At 70.4% G+C, this 18,015-nt stretch carries 18 protein-coding genes and 1 pseudogene; 11 read left to right on the top strand and 8 right to left on the bottom strand.

Annotated features, from left to right (window positions below):
* The first annotated feature begins 211 nt into the window (after positions 1-211).
* Positions 212-1,021, top strand: coding sequence for an IclR family transcriptional regulator (locus AC0NH5_RS32145; protein ID WP_474410621.1), 810 nt, complete (start codon positions 212-214; stop codon positions 1,019-1,021).
* A 14-nt stretch (positions 1,022-1,035) separates the two neighbouring features.
* Here the strand turns inward: AC0NH5_RS32145 and AC0NH5_RS32140 are convergent, their stop codons facing one another.
* Genes AC0NH5_RS32140 through AC0NH5_RS32125 form a run of 4 tightly spaced genes read right to left on the bottom strand, consistent with a single transcriptional unit; the run spans position 1,036 to position 5,807 of the window.
* Positions 1,036-2,085 carry a Gfo/Idh/MocA family protein gene (locus AC0NH5_RS32140; RefSeq protein ID WP_474410619.1) on the bottom strand — a complete coding sequence of 350 codons (1,050 nt, stop codon included), beginning with the start codon at positions 2,083-2,085 and terminating at the stop codon, positions 1,036-1,038.
* Positions 2,076-2,534 (bottom strand): type II 3-dehydroquinate dehydratase, encoded by a 459-nt coding sequence (locus tag AC0NH5_RS32135; protein WP_474410617.1) that lies wholly within the window; start codon positions 2,532-2,534, stop codon positions 2,076-2,078. Before AC0NH5_RS32135 ends, AC0NH5_RS32140 begins: the two co-directional genes overlap by 10 nt.
* 28 nt (positions 2,535-2,562) lie before the next feature.
* Positions 2,563-4,320 (bottom strand): thiamine pyrophosphate-binding protein, encoded by a 1,758-nt coding sequence (locus AC0NH5_RS32130; protein WP_474410615.1) that lies wholly within the window; start codon positions 4,318-4,320, stop codon positions 2,563-2,565.
* Positions 4,317-5,807, bottom strand: a complete 1,491-nt coding sequence (locus tag AC0NH5_RS32125) for an aldehyde dehydrogenase family protein (protein WP_474410614.1) — start codon at positions 5,805-5,807, stop codon at positions 4,317-4,319. Before AC0NH5_RS32125 ends, AC0NH5_RS32130 begins: the two co-directional genes overlap by 4 nt.
* A 166-nt stretch (positions 5,808-5,973) precedes the next feature.
* Here AC0NH5_RS32125 and AC0NH5_RS32120 point away from each other — a divergent pair, with 166 nt between their 5' ends.
* Both AC0NH5_RS32120 and AC0NH5_RS32115 read left to right on the top strand, forming a co-directional pair.
* Positions 5,974-7,194, top strand: a complete 1,221-nt coding sequence (locus tag AC0NH5_RS32120) for a CaiB/BaiF CoA transferase family protein (protein ID WP_474410692.1) — start codon at positions 5,974-5,976, stop codon at positions 7,192-7,194.
* Positions 7,191-8,003, top strand: coding sequence for a citryl-CoA lyase (locus tag AC0NH5_RS32115; RefSeq protein WP_474410612.1), 813 nt, complete (start codon positions 7,191-7,193; stop codon positions 8,001-8,003). Before AC0NH5_RS32120 ends, AC0NH5_RS32115 begins: the two co-directional genes overlap by 4 nt.
* Positions 8,004-8,084: 81 nt before the next feature.
* Here the strand turns inward: AC0NH5_RS32115 and AC0NH5_RS32110 are convergent, their stop codons facing one another.
* Positions 8,085-10,859, bottom strand: coding sequence for a TIM barrel protein (locus AC0NH5_RS32110; protein ID WP_474410610.1), 2,775 nt, complete (start codon positions 10,857-10,859; stop codon positions 8,085-8,087).
* A gap of 193 nt (positions 10,860-11,052) precedes the next feature.
* Here AC0NH5_RS32110 and AC0NH5_RS32105 point away from each other — a divergent pair, with 193 nt between their 5' ends.
* The 4 genes and pseudogenes from AC0NH5_RS32105 (at position 11,053) to AC0NH5_RS32090 (ending at position 13,380) form a co-directional block, all read left to right on the top strand.
* On the top strand, positions 11,053-11,709 hold the full coding sequence (locus AC0NH5_RS32105; RefSeq protein ID WP_474410608.1) for a TetR/AcrR family transcriptional regulator: 657 nt from the start codon (positions 11,053-11,055) through the stop codon (positions 11,707-11,709).
* Positions 11,710-11,766: 57 nt separating this feature from the next.
* Positions 11,767-12,201 carry a hypothetical protein gene (locus AC0NH5_RS32100; RefSeq protein ID WP_474410606.1) on the top strand — a complete coding sequence of 145 codons (435 nt, stop codon included), beginning with the start codon at positions 11,767-11,769 and terminating at the stop codon, positions 12,199-12,201.
* Between the two features lie 618 nt (positions 12,202-12,819).
* A pseudogene (locus AC0NH5_RS32095) lies at positions 12,820-12,873 on the top strand (hypothetical protein); the annotation flags it as partial.
* Positions 12,874-12,888: 15 nt separating this feature from the next.
* On the top strand, positions 12,889-13,380 hold the full coding sequence (locus AC0NH5_RS32090; protein ID WP_474410605.1) for a calcium-binding protein: 492 nt from the start codon (positions 12,889-12,891) through the stop codon (positions 13,378-13,380).
* Positions 13,381-13,515: 135 nt separating this feature from the next.
* Here AC0NH5_RS32090 and AC0NH5_RS32085 read toward each other — a convergent pair whose 3' ends face one another.
* Entirely contained in the window at positions 13,516-14,286 is a 771-nt protein-coding gene (locus tag AC0NH5_RS32085) for a response regulator transcription factor (protein ID WP_474410604.1), read from the bottom strand.
* Positions 14,287-14,744: 458 nt separating this feature from the next.
* Here AC0NH5_RS32085 and AC0NH5_RS32080 point away from each other — a divergent pair, with 458 nt between their 5' ends.
* Genes AC0NH5_RS32080 through AC0NH5_RS32070 form a run of 3 tightly spaced genes read left to right on the top strand, consistent with a single transcriptional unit; the run spans position 14,745 to position 15,813 of the window.
* Entirely contained in the window at positions 14,745-15,092 is a 348-nt protein-coding gene (locus AC0NH5_RS32080; protein ID WP_474410602.1) for a hypothetical protein, read from the top strand.
* Entirely contained in the window at positions 15,092-15,523 is a 432-nt protein-coding gene (locus tag AC0NH5_RS32075; protein WP_474410690.1) for a MerR family transcriptional regulator, read from the top strand. The genes AC0NH5_RS32080 and AC0NH5_RS32075 overlap by 1 nt, the downstream gene beginning before the upstream one ends.
* Positions 15,520-15,813 (top strand): hypothetical protein, encoded by a 294-nt coding sequence (locus AC0NH5_RS32070; RefSeq protein ID WP_474410600.1) that lies wholly within the window; start codon positions 15,520-15,522, stop codon positions 15,811-15,813. The genes AC0NH5_RS32075 and AC0NH5_RS32070 overlap by 4 nt, the downstream gene beginning before the upstream one ends.
* Positions 15,814-16,299: 486 nt before the next feature.
* On the opposite strand, the gene AC0NH5_RS32065 is transcribed toward AC0NH5_RS32070, so the two are convergent.
* Complete coding sequence (locus AC0NH5_RS32065; protein WP_474410598.1) at positions 16,300-16,563, bottom strand: hypothetical protein; 264 nt, start codon at positions 16,561-16,563, stop codon at positions 16,300-16,302.
* Positions 16,564-16,825: 262 nt separating this feature from the next.
* On the opposite strand from AC0NH5_RS32065, the gene AC0NH5_RS32060 reads away from it, so the two are divergent.
* A complete protein-coding gene (locus AC0NH5_RS32060; RefSeq protein ID WP_474410597.1) occupies positions 16,826-17,185 on the top strand; it encodes a hypothetical protein in 360 nt (119 codons plus the stop codon).
* Positions 17,186-17,276: 91 nt separating this feature from the next.
* Here the strand turns inward: AC0NH5_RS32060 and AC0NH5_RS32055 are convergent, their stop codons facing one another.
* Positions 17,277-17,951, bottom strand: a complete 675-nt coding sequence (locus AC0NH5_RS32055; protein WP_474410596.1) for a uridine kinase family protein — start codon at positions 17,949-17,951, stop codon at positions 17,277-17,279.
* Positions 17,952-18,015: the final 64 nt, after the last annotated feature.

Raw genomic sequence — 18,015 nt, 5'->3', positions numbered from 1 at the left:
CGGGCACGCCCTCACCACATTGACCGCTAGTCGGACCAACTGGACCGCTACGTGGACTACGTGTAAGGTACGGGCGGCCCCCGTTCCTGGCAAGGGCTGGAGTCGCGACCGTTACGGATCTGTGAAAGGCGAGCCCCGGAGGCGAGAATCGTGGCGATGCGGGAAGGATGGTCAGCGGACCCTTCCCTGGACACGAGGAGAGTGCAGATTCGTGGACGCGCCCGCCACCCGCAATTCCGCGGCCAAGCCGTCCGCGGCGGAGGCCGCCGATCAGCAAGGCGTGCGCAGCGTTCAGCGCGCGCTGGGCATCCTCGGCCTGCTGACCGACGAGCGGCCCCGGGTCTCGGTCCGGGAGATCGTGGAAGAGACCGGTCTGGCCAAGACCACCGTGCTGCGGCTGGTGTCGACGCTGGAACAGAGCGGCCTGCTGTGGGCCACCGGCGGCGGATACATGGCGGGGCCCGGACTCTGGCGGTGGGCGCATCTGGCCCGGCGCAGCTGGGAGCTGCCGCCGGAGACGCAGCGCGGGATGCGCGAGCTGGCCGCGCGCCGGCGCGAGACCGTGAATCTGTACGTGGTCCGCGACATCTACCGGGTGTGCGTCGCCCAGCAGGAAAGCCCTCAGCCGCTGCGGCACGTCGTGCAGGTCGGTGACGAGCTGCCGATGTGGGCGGGCGCCTCGTCCAAGGTCCTGCTGCGCGACGCCACCGCGGCGCTGCTGGAGCGGATCGCCCGGCAGTCGCCGCACGGGCCCCAGCACGCGGCGACGATGCGCCGGTGGATCGACGAGACGGCCGCCAAGGGGTACGGCGAGAGTCACGGCGAACGCGAGGATGGTCTGTCGGCCGTCGCCGTGCCGATTCTCGGGCAGTCGGGCGCTGTCGTCGCCGCGCTGGCGCTGAGCGGGCCGACAGTGCGCTTCACCCCCGAGCTGGTCACCGAGTTCGCGACCGACCTGCGGCAGATGGCTCAGCAGATGGCCGAGCGGGGTTTCGACCGGCCCTTCGGCGGGCGGGGCTGACCACTCCCCCGCGGTCATGACGGCAGCTCCACGGCCGAACCGGTGCGCGACGACTCGTAGACGGCCTCGACGATCGCCAGTGATCGCAGCGCGTCGCGGCCGGTCACGGCCGGCTCACGGTCCTCGCGCAGCGCCGCGACGAAATCAGCGATCTGCGAGGCGTGGTACGGCGCGAGGTGGTCGTGGATCTCGGCCAGCGGAATGTCGAAGGGCCGGCCGGCGGCGTACCCGCCGGCGAACTCCTCCTCGCCGGGCAGGGTCCGGACGTCGGTGAAGCCGACGCCCTCGGGGAATTCCATCACACCGGCCGTACGGCCGTGCGCGTCGCTGACCCACACCTGCACGCCGAGCCCGGGCTGGAAGGTGGTGCCGGCCTGAACCGTGGCGACGGCCCCGGAGGCGAACTCGATGATGGCGGCGGCGGTGTCCTCGACGTCGACGATGTTCTGGTGGGCGAGCGTGGCACAACGGCCGGTCACCCGCCTGGCGGCGCCCATGAACCACTGGAGCAGGTCGATGTGATGGATCACCTGGGTCATCAGGACCCCGCCGCCCTCCGTCGCGCGGCGACCGCGCCACGGCTCGGCCCGGTAGTAGTCCGCGCCCCGGTGGAGGCGGGCCACGACGCCACCGCAGATCGGCAGGCCCATCCGCCCGTCGTCGAGCGCCGCACGGATACGCGCCGCCGCCGGCCAGAACCGGCGCTGGAACAGCACCCCGAAGCGCACCCCGGCGGCAGCGGTGGCCGCGATCATCCGTTCGGCCTGCTCGACCCGCAGGGCGATGGGCTTCTCGCAGAGCACGTGGGTGCCGTGCCGGGCAGCCGCGAGCACCCCGGCCTCGTGCTCGGCGTGCGGGGTGCAGATGGTGACCGCGTCGAGGCCGCCGGCGAGCAGATCCTCCACGTCGCCGAAGGACCGGGCGACGCCGTGGTCCGCGGCGAAGGCGCGAGCCCGCGCCGCGTCGACGTCGGCGACCGCGGCCACCTCGACGCCCTCGACACCGCGCAGGGCGCTCAGGTGGTTACGCGCGATCCGGCCGCAGCCGACGATCCCTATTCGCACGGCCGGCCGCCTCCGCACAGGTGGGCGGCCAGGCCGCGGATGGCCATCTCGTAGACCTCCGCACCGAAGCCGGCCAGCAGTGCCCACGCGGCGGCCGCGGTCAGCAGGTTGCGGTAGAGCGGTTCCCGGCCGAACACGTTGGTGAGGTGCACCTCGACGACCGGCTTCTCGAGCATCCGCAGCGCGTCATAGAGGGCGACGGAGCCGGTGGAGAGCCCGGCCGGGTTGACGATGACGGCGGCCGCCTCGTCATATGCCTGGTGCACCCAGTCGATGAGCTGCCCTTCGGCGTTGGACTGGGCGAAGAACAGGTCGAAGTCGAGGTCGTCGGCGACCGTCCGGCATCTGCTCTCGATGGCGGCCAGCGTCACCCGGCCGTACAGGTGCGGCTCCCGGCGGCCGAGCATGTCGAGGTTGGGACCGTTGAGGATGAACAACCGCTCCGCCATGGACGGCCTCGCCTTCCAGGTCCTGGGCTCATTCGAAGATTCCCTGGTAGATGTCCTTGATGTTCCAGTGCCCCGGCGTCGGCACCGGCTCGTTGACCATCGGCACGTCGATGACCGCGGGCCGGCGCGCGGCGAGGGCGGCACGCAGCGCGTCGCCGAAGCCGCCGGCGCTGGTCACGGCGTAGCCGTCGGCGCCGCAGGCCCGGCCGAGAGCGGCGAAGTCCGGGCTGTACGACGTGCCGTCCGGACCGGTGAAGTCACAGCCGAAGCTCTGCCCGAAGTTGGCCGCCTGCAGGTCGCTGATGGTGCCGTGGGATCGGTTGTTCATGACCACGAAGATGACCGGGGCACCCTGCTCGACGGCCATCGGCAGGGCCGGAAGCTGAGCGCTCATGCCACCGTCACCGATCAGCGCGACGACCGTGCGCTCGGGCCGGGCGATCTGGACGCCGACCGCCGCCGCCGGGCCGAAACCCATCGTCGAGGCGCCGCCCGGGGTGATGAACCGTCCCTGCTCGGGCAGTTCGTAGCACTGGGCGACACCGTTCTTGTTCCAGCCCACATCGGTGACCAGCACCGCGTCGGCGGGCAGGATCGCCCGCAGGTCGGTGAGTATGCGTTCCGGGCGCAGCGGGACGTTGTCACTGGTGCCGCGGTCGCGGCTGTCGGTGAACAGGGTGCGGCGGGTCGCCGTGATGGCCTCCCGCAGCCCCGGCCGGTGCCGGGGTTGCGGTTGGCGGGCGCGCACGGCGGCATCGATGGCCTGGACGGCGTGCGTGACGTCGGCGACCGCGCCGACGTCGACCGGATAGTTGCGGCCGATCTCGGCCGGGTCGATGTCGATCTGGATCAGCCGGCCGGGCGGGAACTTCCAGGTGTAGCGGGAGTCCCAGGAGCTGGCGTCGGTCTCGGCGAACCGGGTGGCCAGGGCGAGCACCACGTCGGCCTCCCGGGTGTATTCGTTGGTCATGTCCAGGCCCCAGAAGCCCGGCATGCCGAGCAGCAGCGGGTGGCTGTCCGGCAGGGTTCCCTTGGCCATCAGCGAGTGCACCACCGGGACGTCGAGGTGCTCGACCAGCGAGCGCAACGCGTCCAGGCCGGGCCCTCGGCGCAGGCCACCGCCGACGTAGACGAGAGGCTTGCCGGCGGCGAGCAGCATGTCGGCGATGCGGTCCGCGACCTCGGCGGGCAGGCCCGGGCGTTGCGGTACGGCCAGCGGGTAGGCGCTGCCGGTCTCCGCCGGAACCGGGCGGGAGAAGTGGTCCATCGGCACGCTGAGCAGCACCGCGCCCGGGCGTCCGGACGCCGCGGTCCAGAAGGCGCGTTCGGTGAACCGGGCCAGGTCGGCGGCACGGTGCACCTGCCAGGCCCGCTTGACGAACGGCCGGTAGATGGCCGTCTGGTCGGCGTCGGCGTGCAGATTCACCTCCTGATGCGGGTGCCGGCCGTGGTAGTAGGACGGGATGTCGCCGGCGATCGCCACCAGCGGGACCGAGTCGAGAGCCGCGGTGAGCACCCCGGTGACCCCGTTGGTCAGGCCGGGGCCGACATGCATGAGCACCACGCCGGTGCGGCCACTGGCCCGGGCGTACCCGTCGGCGGCGTGCGCGGCGGCCTGCTCGTGGCGGGCGATGACGAACCTGATGCTGCTGCGCCCGATCGCGTCGAGCAGGGCGATGTTGGTGTGACCGCAGGTGCCGAAGACGACTTCGACGCCGTACGACTCGAGCTGGGTGACCAACGCCTCGGCGGCGGTCACGGTCTTCTCGTCCGATTCGATGGTCATCGGGCGTCCTCCTGGTCGCCGAAGAGGGAGATGCCGCGCAGCACGAGGGTCTTGACGACGGTGTAGTCGTCGATCATCCAGCGGGGGGCCTCGCGGCCGAAGCCGGAATCCTTGACGCCGCCGAACGGGACGTGGTCGAGGCGGTAGTTCGACGAGCCGTTCACGATCAGCCCGCCCACCTCGAGCTCACGCCACGCGGTGACGATGCGGCGCACGTCGTTGGTGAACAGCCCCGCCTGCAGGCCGTAACGGCTGTCGTTGCAGGTGGACAGCACGTCGTCGAAGTCGTCGAACGGCCGGACCGCGACGGCGGCGCCGAACACCTCCTCGCGGATCAGGCGGGCGTCCGGCGGCGGGGACGCCACGACCGTCGGGATCACCGTGGCGCCGTCGCGGCGGCCGCCGGTGGTGATGGTCGCGCCGGCAGCAGCCGCCTCGCGCGCCCAGGAGACGACGCGTTCGGCCGCGTCGTCGTCGACCATCGAGCCGACGTCGGTGGCGGCGTCGAGAGGATCGCCGACCGTGAGCTTCTCGACCGCGCGGGTGAACGAGTCGAGGAACTCCTCGTACCGATTGCGGTGGACATAGACGCGCTGCACCGAGATGCAGCTCTGCCCGGAGTTGCTGTAGCCGGTGGCGGCGCAGACCCGAGCCGCCGCGGCGATGTCCGCGTCGTCGCAGACGATCGTCGCGGCGTTGCCGCCGAGTTCCATGACCAGCCGCTTGGCCCCGGCCGACCGGGCCACCGCGGCACCCGTCTCCGGGCTGCCGGTGAAGCTGATGACGCCGACCTCCGGCGCGGAACTCAGTGCCGCACCGACCGGACCACCACCGTGCAGCACCTGAACCGCCTCGGGCGGCATCCCGCAGTCGAGCAACAGCCGCACCACCGCGGCCGACGATGCCGGGGCCTGCGGCGGCGGCTTCACGATCGTCGTGTTGCCGGCCGCGAAGGAGGCGGCCAGCTTGTGGGCGAGCAGGTTGGCGGGGGCGTTGAACGGAGTGATCGCCAGGGCGACACCCACCGGGGCCCGGTGGGTCAGCGCCGTGTTGCCCACCCCGCGGGCCCAGCCCGCCACCGGCAGCACCTCCCCGCCGATGCGGCGCGCCTCCGCGGCGGAGACCGCGAACGTGTCGGCCACCCGGTCGATCTCGCCGCGGCCGTCCTTGACCGGCTTGCCGAGCTCCAGAGCGAGCAGCCGGGCCAACTCGTCGCGCCGGGCGAGGGCAGCGGCTGCGGCGCGTTCCAGGACGTCGGCGCGCGACGCGGGTGACATCCGGGCGACCGCCTTGGCGCCACCACGCGCATATCGCAGGGCGGCCTGGACGTCGGAGTCGGTGGCCTGGCGGGCTGAGCTGACGACGGCGCGTGTCCAGGGACCGACGCGGTCGGCTCCCGGCCCCTCCGTCACCCACTCGCCGGCGATCAGGCATCCGACCACGCTCGGCGCTTCCTCCGGGACGGCACCGCCCGGGCTGTCAGTCATCGCCACTCCTCCGCGAGAACCCATAAGCATGTGGACCGCTTGGTAGACCATATGGACCACTGTGTGGACTAGGTGTAACGTACGGGCCGCGAAGTCCCCTGGCAATGCCTGGTTCTGGAGTAGTTACGGGGGCATGCAAGCCGCATTGATTCGCCGCCTGACCGCCATGCCGGGCTTCTCGCCCGATGACGACCGAGGGGCACGTCTCATGGATGACGAGCGACCACTACACGGCGTCCGGGTCTTGGACTTGACCAACGTCCTGGCCGGGCCGTACTGCAGCTATCACCTGATGCTCCTCGGCGCGGAGGTCGTCAAGATAGAAAGGCCGGGCGACGGGGACCTGGCCCGCAGACTGGGTCCGGAGCCCGGCCTGAACCAGGCGGCGATCGGCGCCTCCTTCCTCGCCCAGAACGCGGGCAAGAAGTCGGTCGAACTCGACCTCAAGGACACCGCCGACCGGGCGACGTTCGAGGATCTGCTCCGCGGCGCCGACGTCCTGCTGGAGAACTTCCGGGCCGGGGTGCTGAGCCGGATCGGATACAGCCCCGAGGTGCTGCACCGGATCAATCCGCGCCTGGTGTACTGCGCCATCTCCGGGTTCGGGCAGACCGGGCCGATGCGCCAGGCCCCCGCGTACGACCAGATCATCCAGGGCCTGTCCGGCATGATGAGCGTCACCGGCACCCCGGAGACCGCCCCGCTGCGGGTCGGCTTCCCGGTCTCCGACACCATCGGCGGCCTGGTCGCCGCCATGACGATCGCCGCCGCGCTGGCCGGGCGGGCGAGAACCGGCAAAGGCGTGTGCCTGGACGTCTCCATGCTGGAGACGTCGCTGTCCGCGATGGGATGGGCCGCGTCGAACTTCCTCGTCAGCGGCGTCCCGCCGGAGCCGATGGGCGACCAGAACGCCACCGCCGCACCGTCGGGCACCTTCCACGCCGCGGACGGGCCGCTCAACATCGCCGCCAACCGGCAGGAGCAGTTCGCGACCCTGTGCCGGATCATCGAGCGCCCCGACCTGGTCACCGACGAGCGGTTCGCCGACCGGGAGGCGCGCAAACGGCACCGCCACGCGCTCAACGACGAGATCAATGCAGCTCTGCGGAGCCGTCCGGCCCTCGCGTGGGAACGCACCCTGTCGGCGGCCGGCGTGCCGGCGGCCCGCATCCTCACCGTCCCGCAGGCGATGGAGCTGGACCAGCTGAGGGTCCGTGGCTTCCTGACCGACCTGGAGTTCCCGGGCGACCCGGACCGCACCTTGCGGGTCACCGGCAACGGGGTGCTCGTCAACGGCGAGCCGTTGCGTCCCCGGACGCCGCCACCGCTGCTGGGCGAGCACAACAACGAGTTCAAAGCCACCGTGGACGAGGTGACGGCGCCATGAGCCAGGATCGGCCGGAACCCACTGTCCGCGACGTGTCCGACTGGTGGTCGACGAGCGTCTCGCGCGTCGAGCCCAACCGCATCGACCTGCGCGGGCGCCCGGTCCAGGACCTGATCGGCGCGATCAGCTTCGCCGGGATCATTTGGCTCATGCTGCGCGGCGAGACGGCCACGCCGGGTCAGGAACGGCTGCTCGAGGCGGCCCTGGTCTCGTCGGTGGACCACGGGCCGCACGCGCCGTCCATCGCGGTGGCCCGCATGGCGGCGACCTGCGGCATCGGCCTCAACAACGCCGTGGCAACCGGCGTCAACCTGCTGGGCGACGTGCACGGCGGCGCCGGTGAACAGTGCATGGCCCTGCTGGCCGACGTGCGGCGCCTGCACCAGCAGGGCACCGACCTCGCCACCGCCGCCGAGACGACCGTCGGCGCGTGGCGGGCCAACTCGAAATACCTGCCCGGCTTCGGGCACCGGTTCCACACCGTCGACCCCCGCCGGGATCCACTGCTCGCTCAGGTGGAACAGGCCGTCGCCGGCGGCGTCGTCGACGGCTCCTATCTGCACGCCGCCCAGGCGATCGAGCGGGTTCTCGCCGCGGGCCGCCCCCGGCCGGTGCCGATCAACATCGACGGCTGCACCGCCGTCGTCTACGCCGAACTGGGCTTCCCGCCGCCCCTGGCCCGGGGCCTGTTCGTCCTGAGCCGCAGCGTCGGCATCCTCGCCCACGCCTGGGAGGAGACCGGCCAGGGCCGCCGCAACAAAGGCCCGATGCCGCCGTCCATCCTGCCCACCTTCACCGACGGCGCCTGACAGCGGTGCCATCGAGGCGGCCCGCGGCATCGCATCGACCATGGGCCCCTCCCCTTCCGCCGTTGACACCGGCCGGTGCGGCTAGGCCGCGTCGGCCGGCTCGCGGTCCGCCGGAACGTCGAGGCGGCGGCGTGCCGCGGCGATCGCCAGGCGGGCATGCTCCTTGGCGCCGATCTGCGCCACCAGCTGGGCGCGGGGGATCTCCAGGGCGTACGGGATGCCGGCCGGCAAAGCTGCCAGGATCCCGTCGACGTCGATGCCGCCCTCCCCGGGATAGAGACGTTCGAACCGCGCGGTGTGGATGAGTTCCTCCCTGGTGGGCGGGACTCCCGGCGGCGCGTCACAGACGTGAGCGAAGTGGAACCATGCGGCCGGCAGCTCCCGCAGATCGGCCACGCCGGAACCGGAGCGGGCGAAGTGCAGCAGGTCGATCAGGATGCCGGCGTTCGGCTGATCGGCCGCCCGCAGGACCCGGGTCGCCTCGGTGAGATCCGGTGTCTCGGTCCACGACGGAAACTCCAGATCCATGGTGAGGCCGAGCGGACGGGCCATCTGGCACAACTGGGCGTACCGGTCGATCTTGCGATGGCGGTCCGGATCGGGCAGCTGCACGATGACGTGGCGCGCGCCGAGTTCCGCACCGGCCTCCAGGAAACGCTGGAAGTCACGCGGATCCTCGTCCGGGCCGATCCTGGCGAGTTCGATGTCGAGCACCTCGACCCCGGTGGCCGCCAGGCGCACCTTCGTCGTGCGCATCAACGCGGGATCGGTGGCCAGCGGATAGTGCGGCTCGACCGGCGTCACCCGGGTCAGGCGCAGGCCCACGTACCGGTATCCGGCGTCCGCGGCGGCCTCGACCAGTTCCGGTGGGGACAGACTCAACGCCGTCAGGTGGGCCAGTGAATAGTCGTGCTCACGACCGTACCCCCGCTGTGGGGTGTCCTTGAGGCGCCGCAGGCGACGTTGGCGGTGGGCGGCCATCCGCACCGGGGCGCTGCTCGCGGCGCCGTACCCGGCGTAATCGCCGATGCGCTGCACCACCTCGAAGAACAGCCGCGAGCCCAGCATCTCGGTGTAGAAGTGCAGGTACTCCCCACCCTCGTCGCAGTCGTAGAGGATCGAGTGCTCGCGCAACGTCGCCAGCAGCTCCGGCGGTGGGGCGAGCCTGGCGTCGAGGTCGTCGTAATAGTTCTGCGGGATGCGCAGCACCGGCGCGCCGAGTTCGCGCATCGCCTGAGCGGCGGCGATCACGTTGTCACTGGCGAAGGCGACGTGCTGCGGACTCGGCACGGCCGGCGCCCAGGAACCGCGGCGCAGCGGCGCGGTGTTCAGCGTGATCCGGACAGTGTGCTCGGTGTCGGTGGCAGACCGGCTGCGCAGCAGGCCGAAGGGTGCGGCGAGTTCCGTCGTCTGGCCGGCGTGCAGACCCAGAACCGTCCGGTAGAAGAGCGCGACCTGATCGAAGTCGTCGATCGGCTCGGTAAGAGCGATGTGATCGGTCCCGGTCACCAGGCCGTCGGCGCGGGTCTGATTGCCGGTGGGCTCGAAGTCGGCCAGCCAGCTGGTGCCGTCCGCACCCGCCCGGCAGAAGAAGACAGCCGTTCCGTCCGGAGCAGCCACCGAGCTCAGGTCCGCCTCCCCCGGCTGACGCACGCGTGGCAGCACCGGAGCCAACAGCCGGTCGGCGCGCTCCGCCGAGCTCGCGGGATCGGTGCTCTCCACACCGAGGGCGCAGATCGCCGCCGTTCCGGGCGCGACCGTCCGCTGCGGCGCGAAGTTGAGCAGGATCCGGGCGGCGCCCTGCTGCCACAGCTGCACCGGCTTGGAACGGTGCTGCCCGGCCCGGGTGAAGCCGAGGGCGGTCAGGGTGCGGGCGACGACCGGGCCGGAGACGTCGTCGACCGCCAGCTCGGTGAACATGTGGCCGCCGAGACGCGGCGCCGGCGGAAGGCCGGGCGCGCGCAGCCGCCGCGCACCGGGTGGGCCGGCGGCGCTGACCGACTCCTGCAGGGCGAGCAGCGACCGCATCCCGTCGATGGCGGCGTGCCGGGGATCGGCTTGACGGTAGACGTCGTTGAACACCTCGAGCGAGAGCGGGCCCGCATAGCCCGTCGCCAGGACCTGGCGCACGAAACCGGTCAGGTCGAACGAGCCCAGGCCGGGGAAGAGCCGGTGGTGCCGGCTCCACTCGACCACATCCATCTTCAACCGGGGCGCGTCGGCCAGCTGCAGATGGAACACCTTCGAGCCGGGCACCACCCGGATCCCGGCCGGGTCGTCGCCCCGGGACAAGACGTGGAAGCTGTCCAGGCAGAGGCCGAGGGCGGGATGGTCGGCGCGCCGCACGATCCGCCACGCGTGGGCGTACGTGTTCACGAATCGGCCCCAGGCCAACGGCTCGTACGCGATGCGCAACCCGCGGGCCGCGGCCCGCTCGGCCAGCTCCCGCAGTTGGCCGGCGGCCAGTTCGTCGTCGTCGACGGCGTCGGGCGACTCCGACGACGCGACCAGCATCGTGGCGGCGCCGAGTTGTTCCAGGACTCCGAGCTTGAGTTCCGCGCGGCGCAGGTTGGCCCGGAAGGTGTCGGGAGCGACCGCCTCGAAGTCGCGGAACGGCTGGTAGAGGTCGATGGTCAGGCCGCGGCGTGCGCATTCCTGCCGCACCCGCGCCGGCGACCAGGCCGACGCGATGAGGTCGCTCTCGAAGATCTCGATCCCGTGGAAGCCGGCTGCCGCGGCGGCCGCGAGCTTGTCCTCCAGGGTTCCGGACAGACAGGCGGTGGCGATCGTCAGGTGGGGGCCGGTGGACGGTGCGGCGGCCGGACTCCGCGCAGCATCATGATCAACGATGAGCATGGTGCACTGCCTTCCTCGATGGCTTCGCCCGACGGGACGACGGAAGGTGTTCGCAGCCGAGGGTTTCCGCACCACAGGCGTTGCCGCCGGCCGCAATGTATGTACTAGTTAGTTAGTTATACGCGCTGAGCGGTGGAGGAGGAAGGGCCGCGAACCCCTGGCTAAGGTGAATCTTCGATCGAAGGGGGGCCATGTGGCCACGCAGACGCCGGACTCGCCATCGGCGCCCGCCGCGCGAGACGCTGAGCGGACCCGGTCCGAGATCCTCGCCGTCGCAGCCCGCGAGTTCGCCGACAAAGGCTTCGCCGGCGCCCGGGTCGACGAGATCGCGGCGAAGACCCGCACCACCAAGCGGATGATCTACTACTACTTCGGCGGCAAGGAAGACCTGTACATCGCGGCGCTCGAACAGGCGTACACCGGGATCCGCGCCCTGGAACAACAGGTCGACGTGGAACACCTCGACCCGGCCGAGGCGATCCGGCAGCTCACCGCTCTCACGTTCGACCACCACGAGTCACACCCGGACTTCATCCGGCTGGTCAGCATCGAGAACATCCACTACGCCCGGCACATCGCCCGGTCCGAGATCCTGGCGGGCCTGGCCAACCCGGCGCTGGACGCGCTGACCCGGATCCTCGACCGCGGCCGGGCGGACGGCCGGTTCCGCGGCGACGTCGACGCGATCGACGTCCACATGCTGATCAGCGCTTTCTGCGTCTTCCGGACCGCCAACCGGTACACCTTCAACGCGATCTTCAAACGGGACATGCTCGACCCCGGCCGCCGGGACCACTACCGGACCATGATCGGCGACCTCGTGCTGGAGTACCTGACCGCCTCCGGCTGACACGACCGTCATCAGCGGAGGCGTCACAAAGGTCGGCGCCCGTTCGTCTTGAACGGCATGACCCTCGCAACCAAACGCCTGATCGTCGCGACTCTCGCGGCCTCGGCCGCCGTCGTCGGCATCTGGGCCGCCCTGTTCCCGACGTCCTTCTACAACGACTTTCCGTTGCCGGGTCGCCGTTGGGTGTCGACGCTCGGGCCGTACAACGAACATCTCACCCGGGACGTCGGCGGCCTCTATCTCGCCCTGCTGGTGCTCAGCGTCTACGCGCTGCGCCGCCCGACTGTCGCCGCGATGCGGATGGCCGGCGGCGCCTGGCTGATCTTCAACGCCGAGCACTTCCTGTGGCACATGCTGCACCTGGAGATGTTCCCGATGATCGACAGAATCGGCCATGCGGTCAGTCTCGGCGGCGTCCTGGTGCTGTCGATCCTGCTGCTGGTCCCTGATCGCAGCACAGTCACCACGCCGGACCCCGTCATGACGAAGTAGCACTCCAGAGGTTGATCGGTCGGGTCAGCCGGGACGACGCGTGATCGAGACCGTGGTGGCCGGAGGGACTCCGGAACAGCTCCGGATGCGCGAGTCAATTCGCGCATCCGCTGATGGCGATCGAGCTGCCGCACCAAGGACCGTCGGCAGCATGACCACGACAGCGAACCGCGTCAGCAGCCCACCTACCGAACCCGCCAACCCGTCCATGCGCCGGCGCCGCCTGCTCCGCTTCGGCACTCTCGCAGTGGCCGTCACCGTGCCCACCCTGGTTTTCGTCGCACCCGCCTGGGCAACGACCGGAGTTACCAGATCCGGCGGAGTCATCACCGTCAACGCTCAGGACAACCGCTCCAACAACATCCAGGTCGGCCGGACCGGCAACCGTTTCACGATCAGCGACACCGGCGACCGTCCGGTGGCAGGACTGGGCTGCGTTCAATCCCAGTTGAACGTGGTGACCTGCTCGGCGAACGGCGTCAATCGCATCGACATCAATGCCGGGAACCGGGCGGACCGGGTAACCAACAACACCGGCACCCGCTCGGTTCAGAACGGCGGGCCCGGCAATGACACGCTGCGCGGCGGCTCCGGCATCGACGCGCTAACGGTCAGGCCGGGGCCGACACCCTCATCGGCAACCAGGGCAACGACGGCCTGGACGGCGGCCGGGGCGACGACATCGCGGTGGCGCTGGCGAGCCGGGACGGCAGCGACCGGTTCACCGGCGGACCTGGGTTCGACACCATCACATACGCGGCCCGGTCTCTCCCCGTCACCGTCAGCCTCGACAATGTGGCAAATGACGGCTCCGCGCGCGAGGGCGACAAGAACCGGCCGAACGTCGAGCGGGTGCTGGGCGGCCGGTCCGGTGATCGCCTCACCGGCATCGCCGAACGCAATGTTCTGCACGGGAACGGCGGAAACGACACGCTGCGTGGCGGCGCGGGCGCCGACACGCTGACCGGCGGCACAGGCAATGACACGCTCGCCGGCGGTCCGGGCAATGACAGGCTCGCCGGCGGTCCGGGCAATGACAGGCTCGCCGGCGGTCCGGGCAATGACAGGCTCGACAGCCGGGATGGCATCCGCGGCAACGATCGCAACTCGGGTGGGGCCGGCACCGACACCTGCCGCACTGATGCACGCGACCGGCGCGATGGCTGCGAACTGCCCTGACCCTCCGCAACGACGGGTGGAGCGCCGGGAGGTGCTCCACCCGTCTCCCGGCGCGAGAGGTGCGCCAGGGGCGGGTCTGCCGCTGCGGTTCAGTGCAGCGGAGACAGGGCTCATACCAGTGGTGCCGGCATCTGTTCAGAGCGCTTGAGAGTCGGCGCCGAGTACGCGGGTGACTGCTGCTGTGCGGCTGTCGACCTGCAGACGTTCGAAGACGTTCTCCAGATGCTTACGGACGGTCGCCTCGCTGACCGAGAGCCGGCGGGCCACCTGGCTGTTGGTGTATCCGACGGCGACCAGTTCGAGTAGCTCGATCTGTCGCGGGGTGAGCACCGAGAGCGCGTTGTCAGGGGGTCTCCGGCGCTTGTACGTCTCGTACAGGTGGGGCCTCAGCAGAGTGAGCATGGCCCGGTCGCGTTCGGTGAAGTCACGTCCGGGTGCACGCCAGAACAGCAATCGCAGAACACGGCCGGGCCGACTCGGCAGGCACAGCATTATTTCCCGGTCCCCACCGAAGGGCTTGATGTAGTCGACATACATCGGGCTGTTGTGAAATTCGCGGTCCGTACTGAAATCGGACGCCTTGGTGACCGATTCGATGTCGCCGGAAGAGTCCGGATAGGAGCAGGGTGCTGAGTCCCAATAGTGCAGCCAGAACGATTCATCGTAGGCTTCGTCGCCTTCGGAGAGTTCGGCTTCGGTGGGATGAAGGTCGGTCAGCTCCTGGCAGAGCATTTCGACCCGCGTTTTCGCGTCGAACTGACACAGCTGTACGGCGTCACTGCCGATCAGCTCCTTCAGGCCGGCCAATAACGACCATGGGAGCGGCGCTGCGAGATCCTCGCCCTCGGCGGCGGCGGTGTGCGCCAGGCGCAGCATGAGGTGAACCTCGCGCTCGCTGATGGTCATGCGCCCCGGCATGGTCCCTCCTTACTGCAAACCTACGCCGATGGGGGTTGCCGTTGGCAAGGCCACAACGAGCCTCGGCAGCGATACACCACCCGTTGAGTCAGCCCCCGGCTACGACTCCGGTGCAACGCGAAGGTTTCGGCAGCGAGCGGGAGGCGGCCGGTGCCATCCGTAACCCTCGCAAGCGCAATGACTGTCGCGCCGAGGCCGGCAGTACGCCGCTTCGGCCGCTGGCCGGCGCAGTGGGATGAGGGCATCCCACTGACCTGGGACGAGCTTGCGCGAGAGCACACGGGCTGAGCCGTGGCCCGGCGAGCCGGGAAACGCCGTATCGGTCGTCTGTATCACCAAGGCTGGGCACAGATTTCTGTAGCGTCGGCCGGGTTGCATCCGGTACCCCGGTACAGGCTTACCGTCGAACGGACGGCGCCGACGGCGCCCTGTTCGAGGAGACCGGTATGTCTTTCGAGGTTCCGGACGCCTGCACACTGCCGACGGCGGCGCAGCCGTTGCGGCTGGCGGAGTTCGACGCCCTGTTCGCCACCGCGGTACGGCAGGTGGATCAACTGGACGCGGCGCATGCGCGGTTGCGGATGGCCGGCCCGGCCGGGCTGGCGGCCACGGTACGGGATCTGACCGCACGCGAGAGCGAGTGCTGCTCGTTCTTCGGCTTCACCGTCGGCGCCGAGCCCATGCCGGAGGGTGAGGTCGTGATCCTGGACATCGAGGTGCCCGCCCAGCATGCCGATGTGCTCGCCTCGCTGGCCCGGCGGGCGGGCACCGTCTCGGCCACCCGCGCCTCGTGATGGACGGGTTGCGCACCGGCGAGGTCGCCGACCGGGCCGGCGTCAACATCCAGACGCTGCGCTACTACGAACGCCGCGGCCTGCTCGCCGAACCGACCCGGTCCAACGGCGGGCACCGCCTCTATCCGGCCGACACCGTCGCTCTGATCACCGTGATCAAAGCGGCGCAGCGGCTCGGGTTCACCCTCGACGAGGTCGCGGACCTCTTGGCCGCCGGGCGGCGCCGGCATCCGAGCGCAGACCTGCGGCAACGCGCGATCGACAAGATCGCTGAGATCGACCGGAGGATCGCCGACCTGACCGCGATCCGCGGCACGCTCGCCGAGGTCGTCGATGCCCGCTGCGACAGCCTGACGAACTGCACCTGCGCCGACTGCCCGATCCCGTACCTGACCATCGGCACCACCCGAGCATCCGGAGAGCCCGCATGAGCCCGCCCGCCGCGCCGCCGACCCGCATTGACAACGCACCACCGTGGCGCAGCAAAGTCACCGGCGGGCTGGCCGCGCTGGCGTGCGCCGCCTGCTGCGCCCTGCCGCTGGTGGTCGCCGCCGGGGTGCTCACCGGCGCAGGCGCCGCGGTCCTCGAGAAGACGCTGCTCGCCGCCGCGGGCGGCCTCGTGGCCCTGGCGCTGTGGATGTGGTGGCTGCACCGGCGCCGCTCCACCGTGCGCGCCGGTGCCCCGGGTGGCCGATGCGCCACCAACGCATGCAACTGTTGACCAGGACGGAACTGGTCCGGACGCGGTCCTTCGAAGCATGCACGGTCGCTCGTAGCCCACGGGTCGCAGCCTCACGCTGGTTGCCCAGCGGTAGCTTGCCTGCGGCGATGTTGCGCTCCGCGCCACGTCGACACAGGCTCCCCACGCCGGTGAAAGTGACGCCGGCGGCGAACAACGGGAACCGGCAGCCCCAGCCGCACTGTCCAGGGACGCAGAACATGCTCGGCGCGGTGACTGGGGTCGACCGTCCGCAGCAGAAACACCCGCCGCTGCGTCGGTTCTTAACCCTGCGCAGCCACCAGCACACCCCGGTCAGCTCATCTGCACCTGGAAGCGGCCGGCGACGACGGAGGCGATCACGCCGCCGTGGATGAGCAGGTCGGAGCCGGTGAGGAAGGCGACGTCGCGGCCCATCAGGAACGCGGCGACCGACGCCGGCCGGCAATGGGGCGGCCTCCGCGCCCTGACACCGGAGCTGACACGACGTCATGGCGCAGGGGCGGGCAGGCCACCGATACGGTTGGGCCCGGGAACAGTGTGACGTCCCCCCGTGGCGCGGAGCGCCTCCCGTGCAGCCTCGAACCCGGAGTCGGCGAACGGCTGCAACAGCACCTGCCGCGACCCGGCAGCTGCTGTTGCGCCGGCGGCGATGACGTGAGCCGCCGTCATCACGTCCGTCTGCAGCGCGACCAAACGCGCCTCCTGCCCGGGGAACCGATCGTCCAGGAATCGCGCGACCAGCGTGCTCACCGGGAACCGGCCGGTTGGTCGCCGCCGGCGATGCAGGAGTCTCCGCCGCCGAGGCTGTACCGGTGTTCGTGGCCGGCCATGTTCACCATGTCCACTCGTTCTCCGATCGCGGCGCGGGGGCACAGACAGGATGGGCCCAGGGTAAGGGCTGCTCGATAGCACCTCGAATTTGTATCGTTTCGACGCAGGGGTCTACGGATGGCGATAGAAAAACCGGTTCAGTTGCGTGTGTCGACCAGTCGCCGGGGGAACCCATGGAGACATGTCGATTGCTGATGAGAACCTGAGCATCTGCCCCGCCCGCATCACGCTCGACGCGACGCAGCTGGCGTTCTTCAGTGGGCTCCCGGCAGCCGCGCCCAGCCTGCAGTCCGAGCTGGGATGTGAGCTCGAACGGGGTCATGAGGGGTCTCATGCCGCGCTCGGCCAACAGGTCGAGACGACGATGTGGTGGGTGCAGTGGACCCTCAGCGCGTCCGAGATCAACCCGTACACGTGGTGCCCGGTCCGCGACACGAGCGACACGCAGCCGCGCGACGACAAGGATTGTGAACTGTTCGCCGGGCATCCCGGCGGCCATTCCTCCGCCAAAAATCATTGGCAGGTCGCCGAGTCCACATAAACCGGTTCATGACCATTTCAGCGGCGTGGCACCAGGGACCGCCGAGCGGTACCTTTCGGCCACCGGGCCGCCGCGGGACTGCGGGTCCCCGTCACATGCCGGGCGGAGGCGTGCGTCCCCCGGCGTCAGCCGGGCGGCGGGCGGTCAGCAAGGTGCCCTCGGCGTCGTACCCGACGATACGGCCGGCGCGCTCCCACGGCCGGTCGGCGAGGAAGAACGGGATCTCCTCGACCATCCACTCGTCCCAGTTGCGCACGGCCTCGGCCTCGTCGAAGCCGTGCAGGGCCATGTCCCGCGGCAGAGCGCGGCGTTTCGCCTCGTCGAAGTCGAACTGCACCCAGACGGCCACGTCGACCAGATGCATCAGTTCCCGGCGCGAAGCGCCGCACCCTTCGACGATCACCGCCGGCGCCGCGCCGGACACTTCGATCCATCCGGTACGCCCACGCGGCGCCCACGCCGGAGGTTGGTACCGGACGTCACGTCTCGCGTGCAGCGGAGCGAGGACACCGTCGATCATGAGATCGTCCCAGCCGAAACGGGAATGCCACCACGCGATGTCGTCGGTGTGGACGACCTGCGCGCCGGGAATCGCGTCACGCAGCCGGCCGGCGAGCGTCGACTTACCGGATCCGCCACGACCGTCCACGGCGATGATGCGAGGACGGGCGGTGGCCGGCGTGCCGAGCAGATCACGCGCCAGGGCGTCGATCCCGCCCACAGCCGGCCGCAGGTCGACGATCGGCTCGCCGGGTCCGGGATACATGCCCTCAGGTTAGTTGGCGAGACCAGTTCGGTGGGGTCGGCCCTGAGCAGGCGTACGCCCGAGG

Source organism: Actinoplanes sp. 13 (assembly GCF_056134165.1).
Note: the sequence above shows the minus strand (reverse complement) of the source record. Positions and strands in the feature narration are given on the sequence as shown.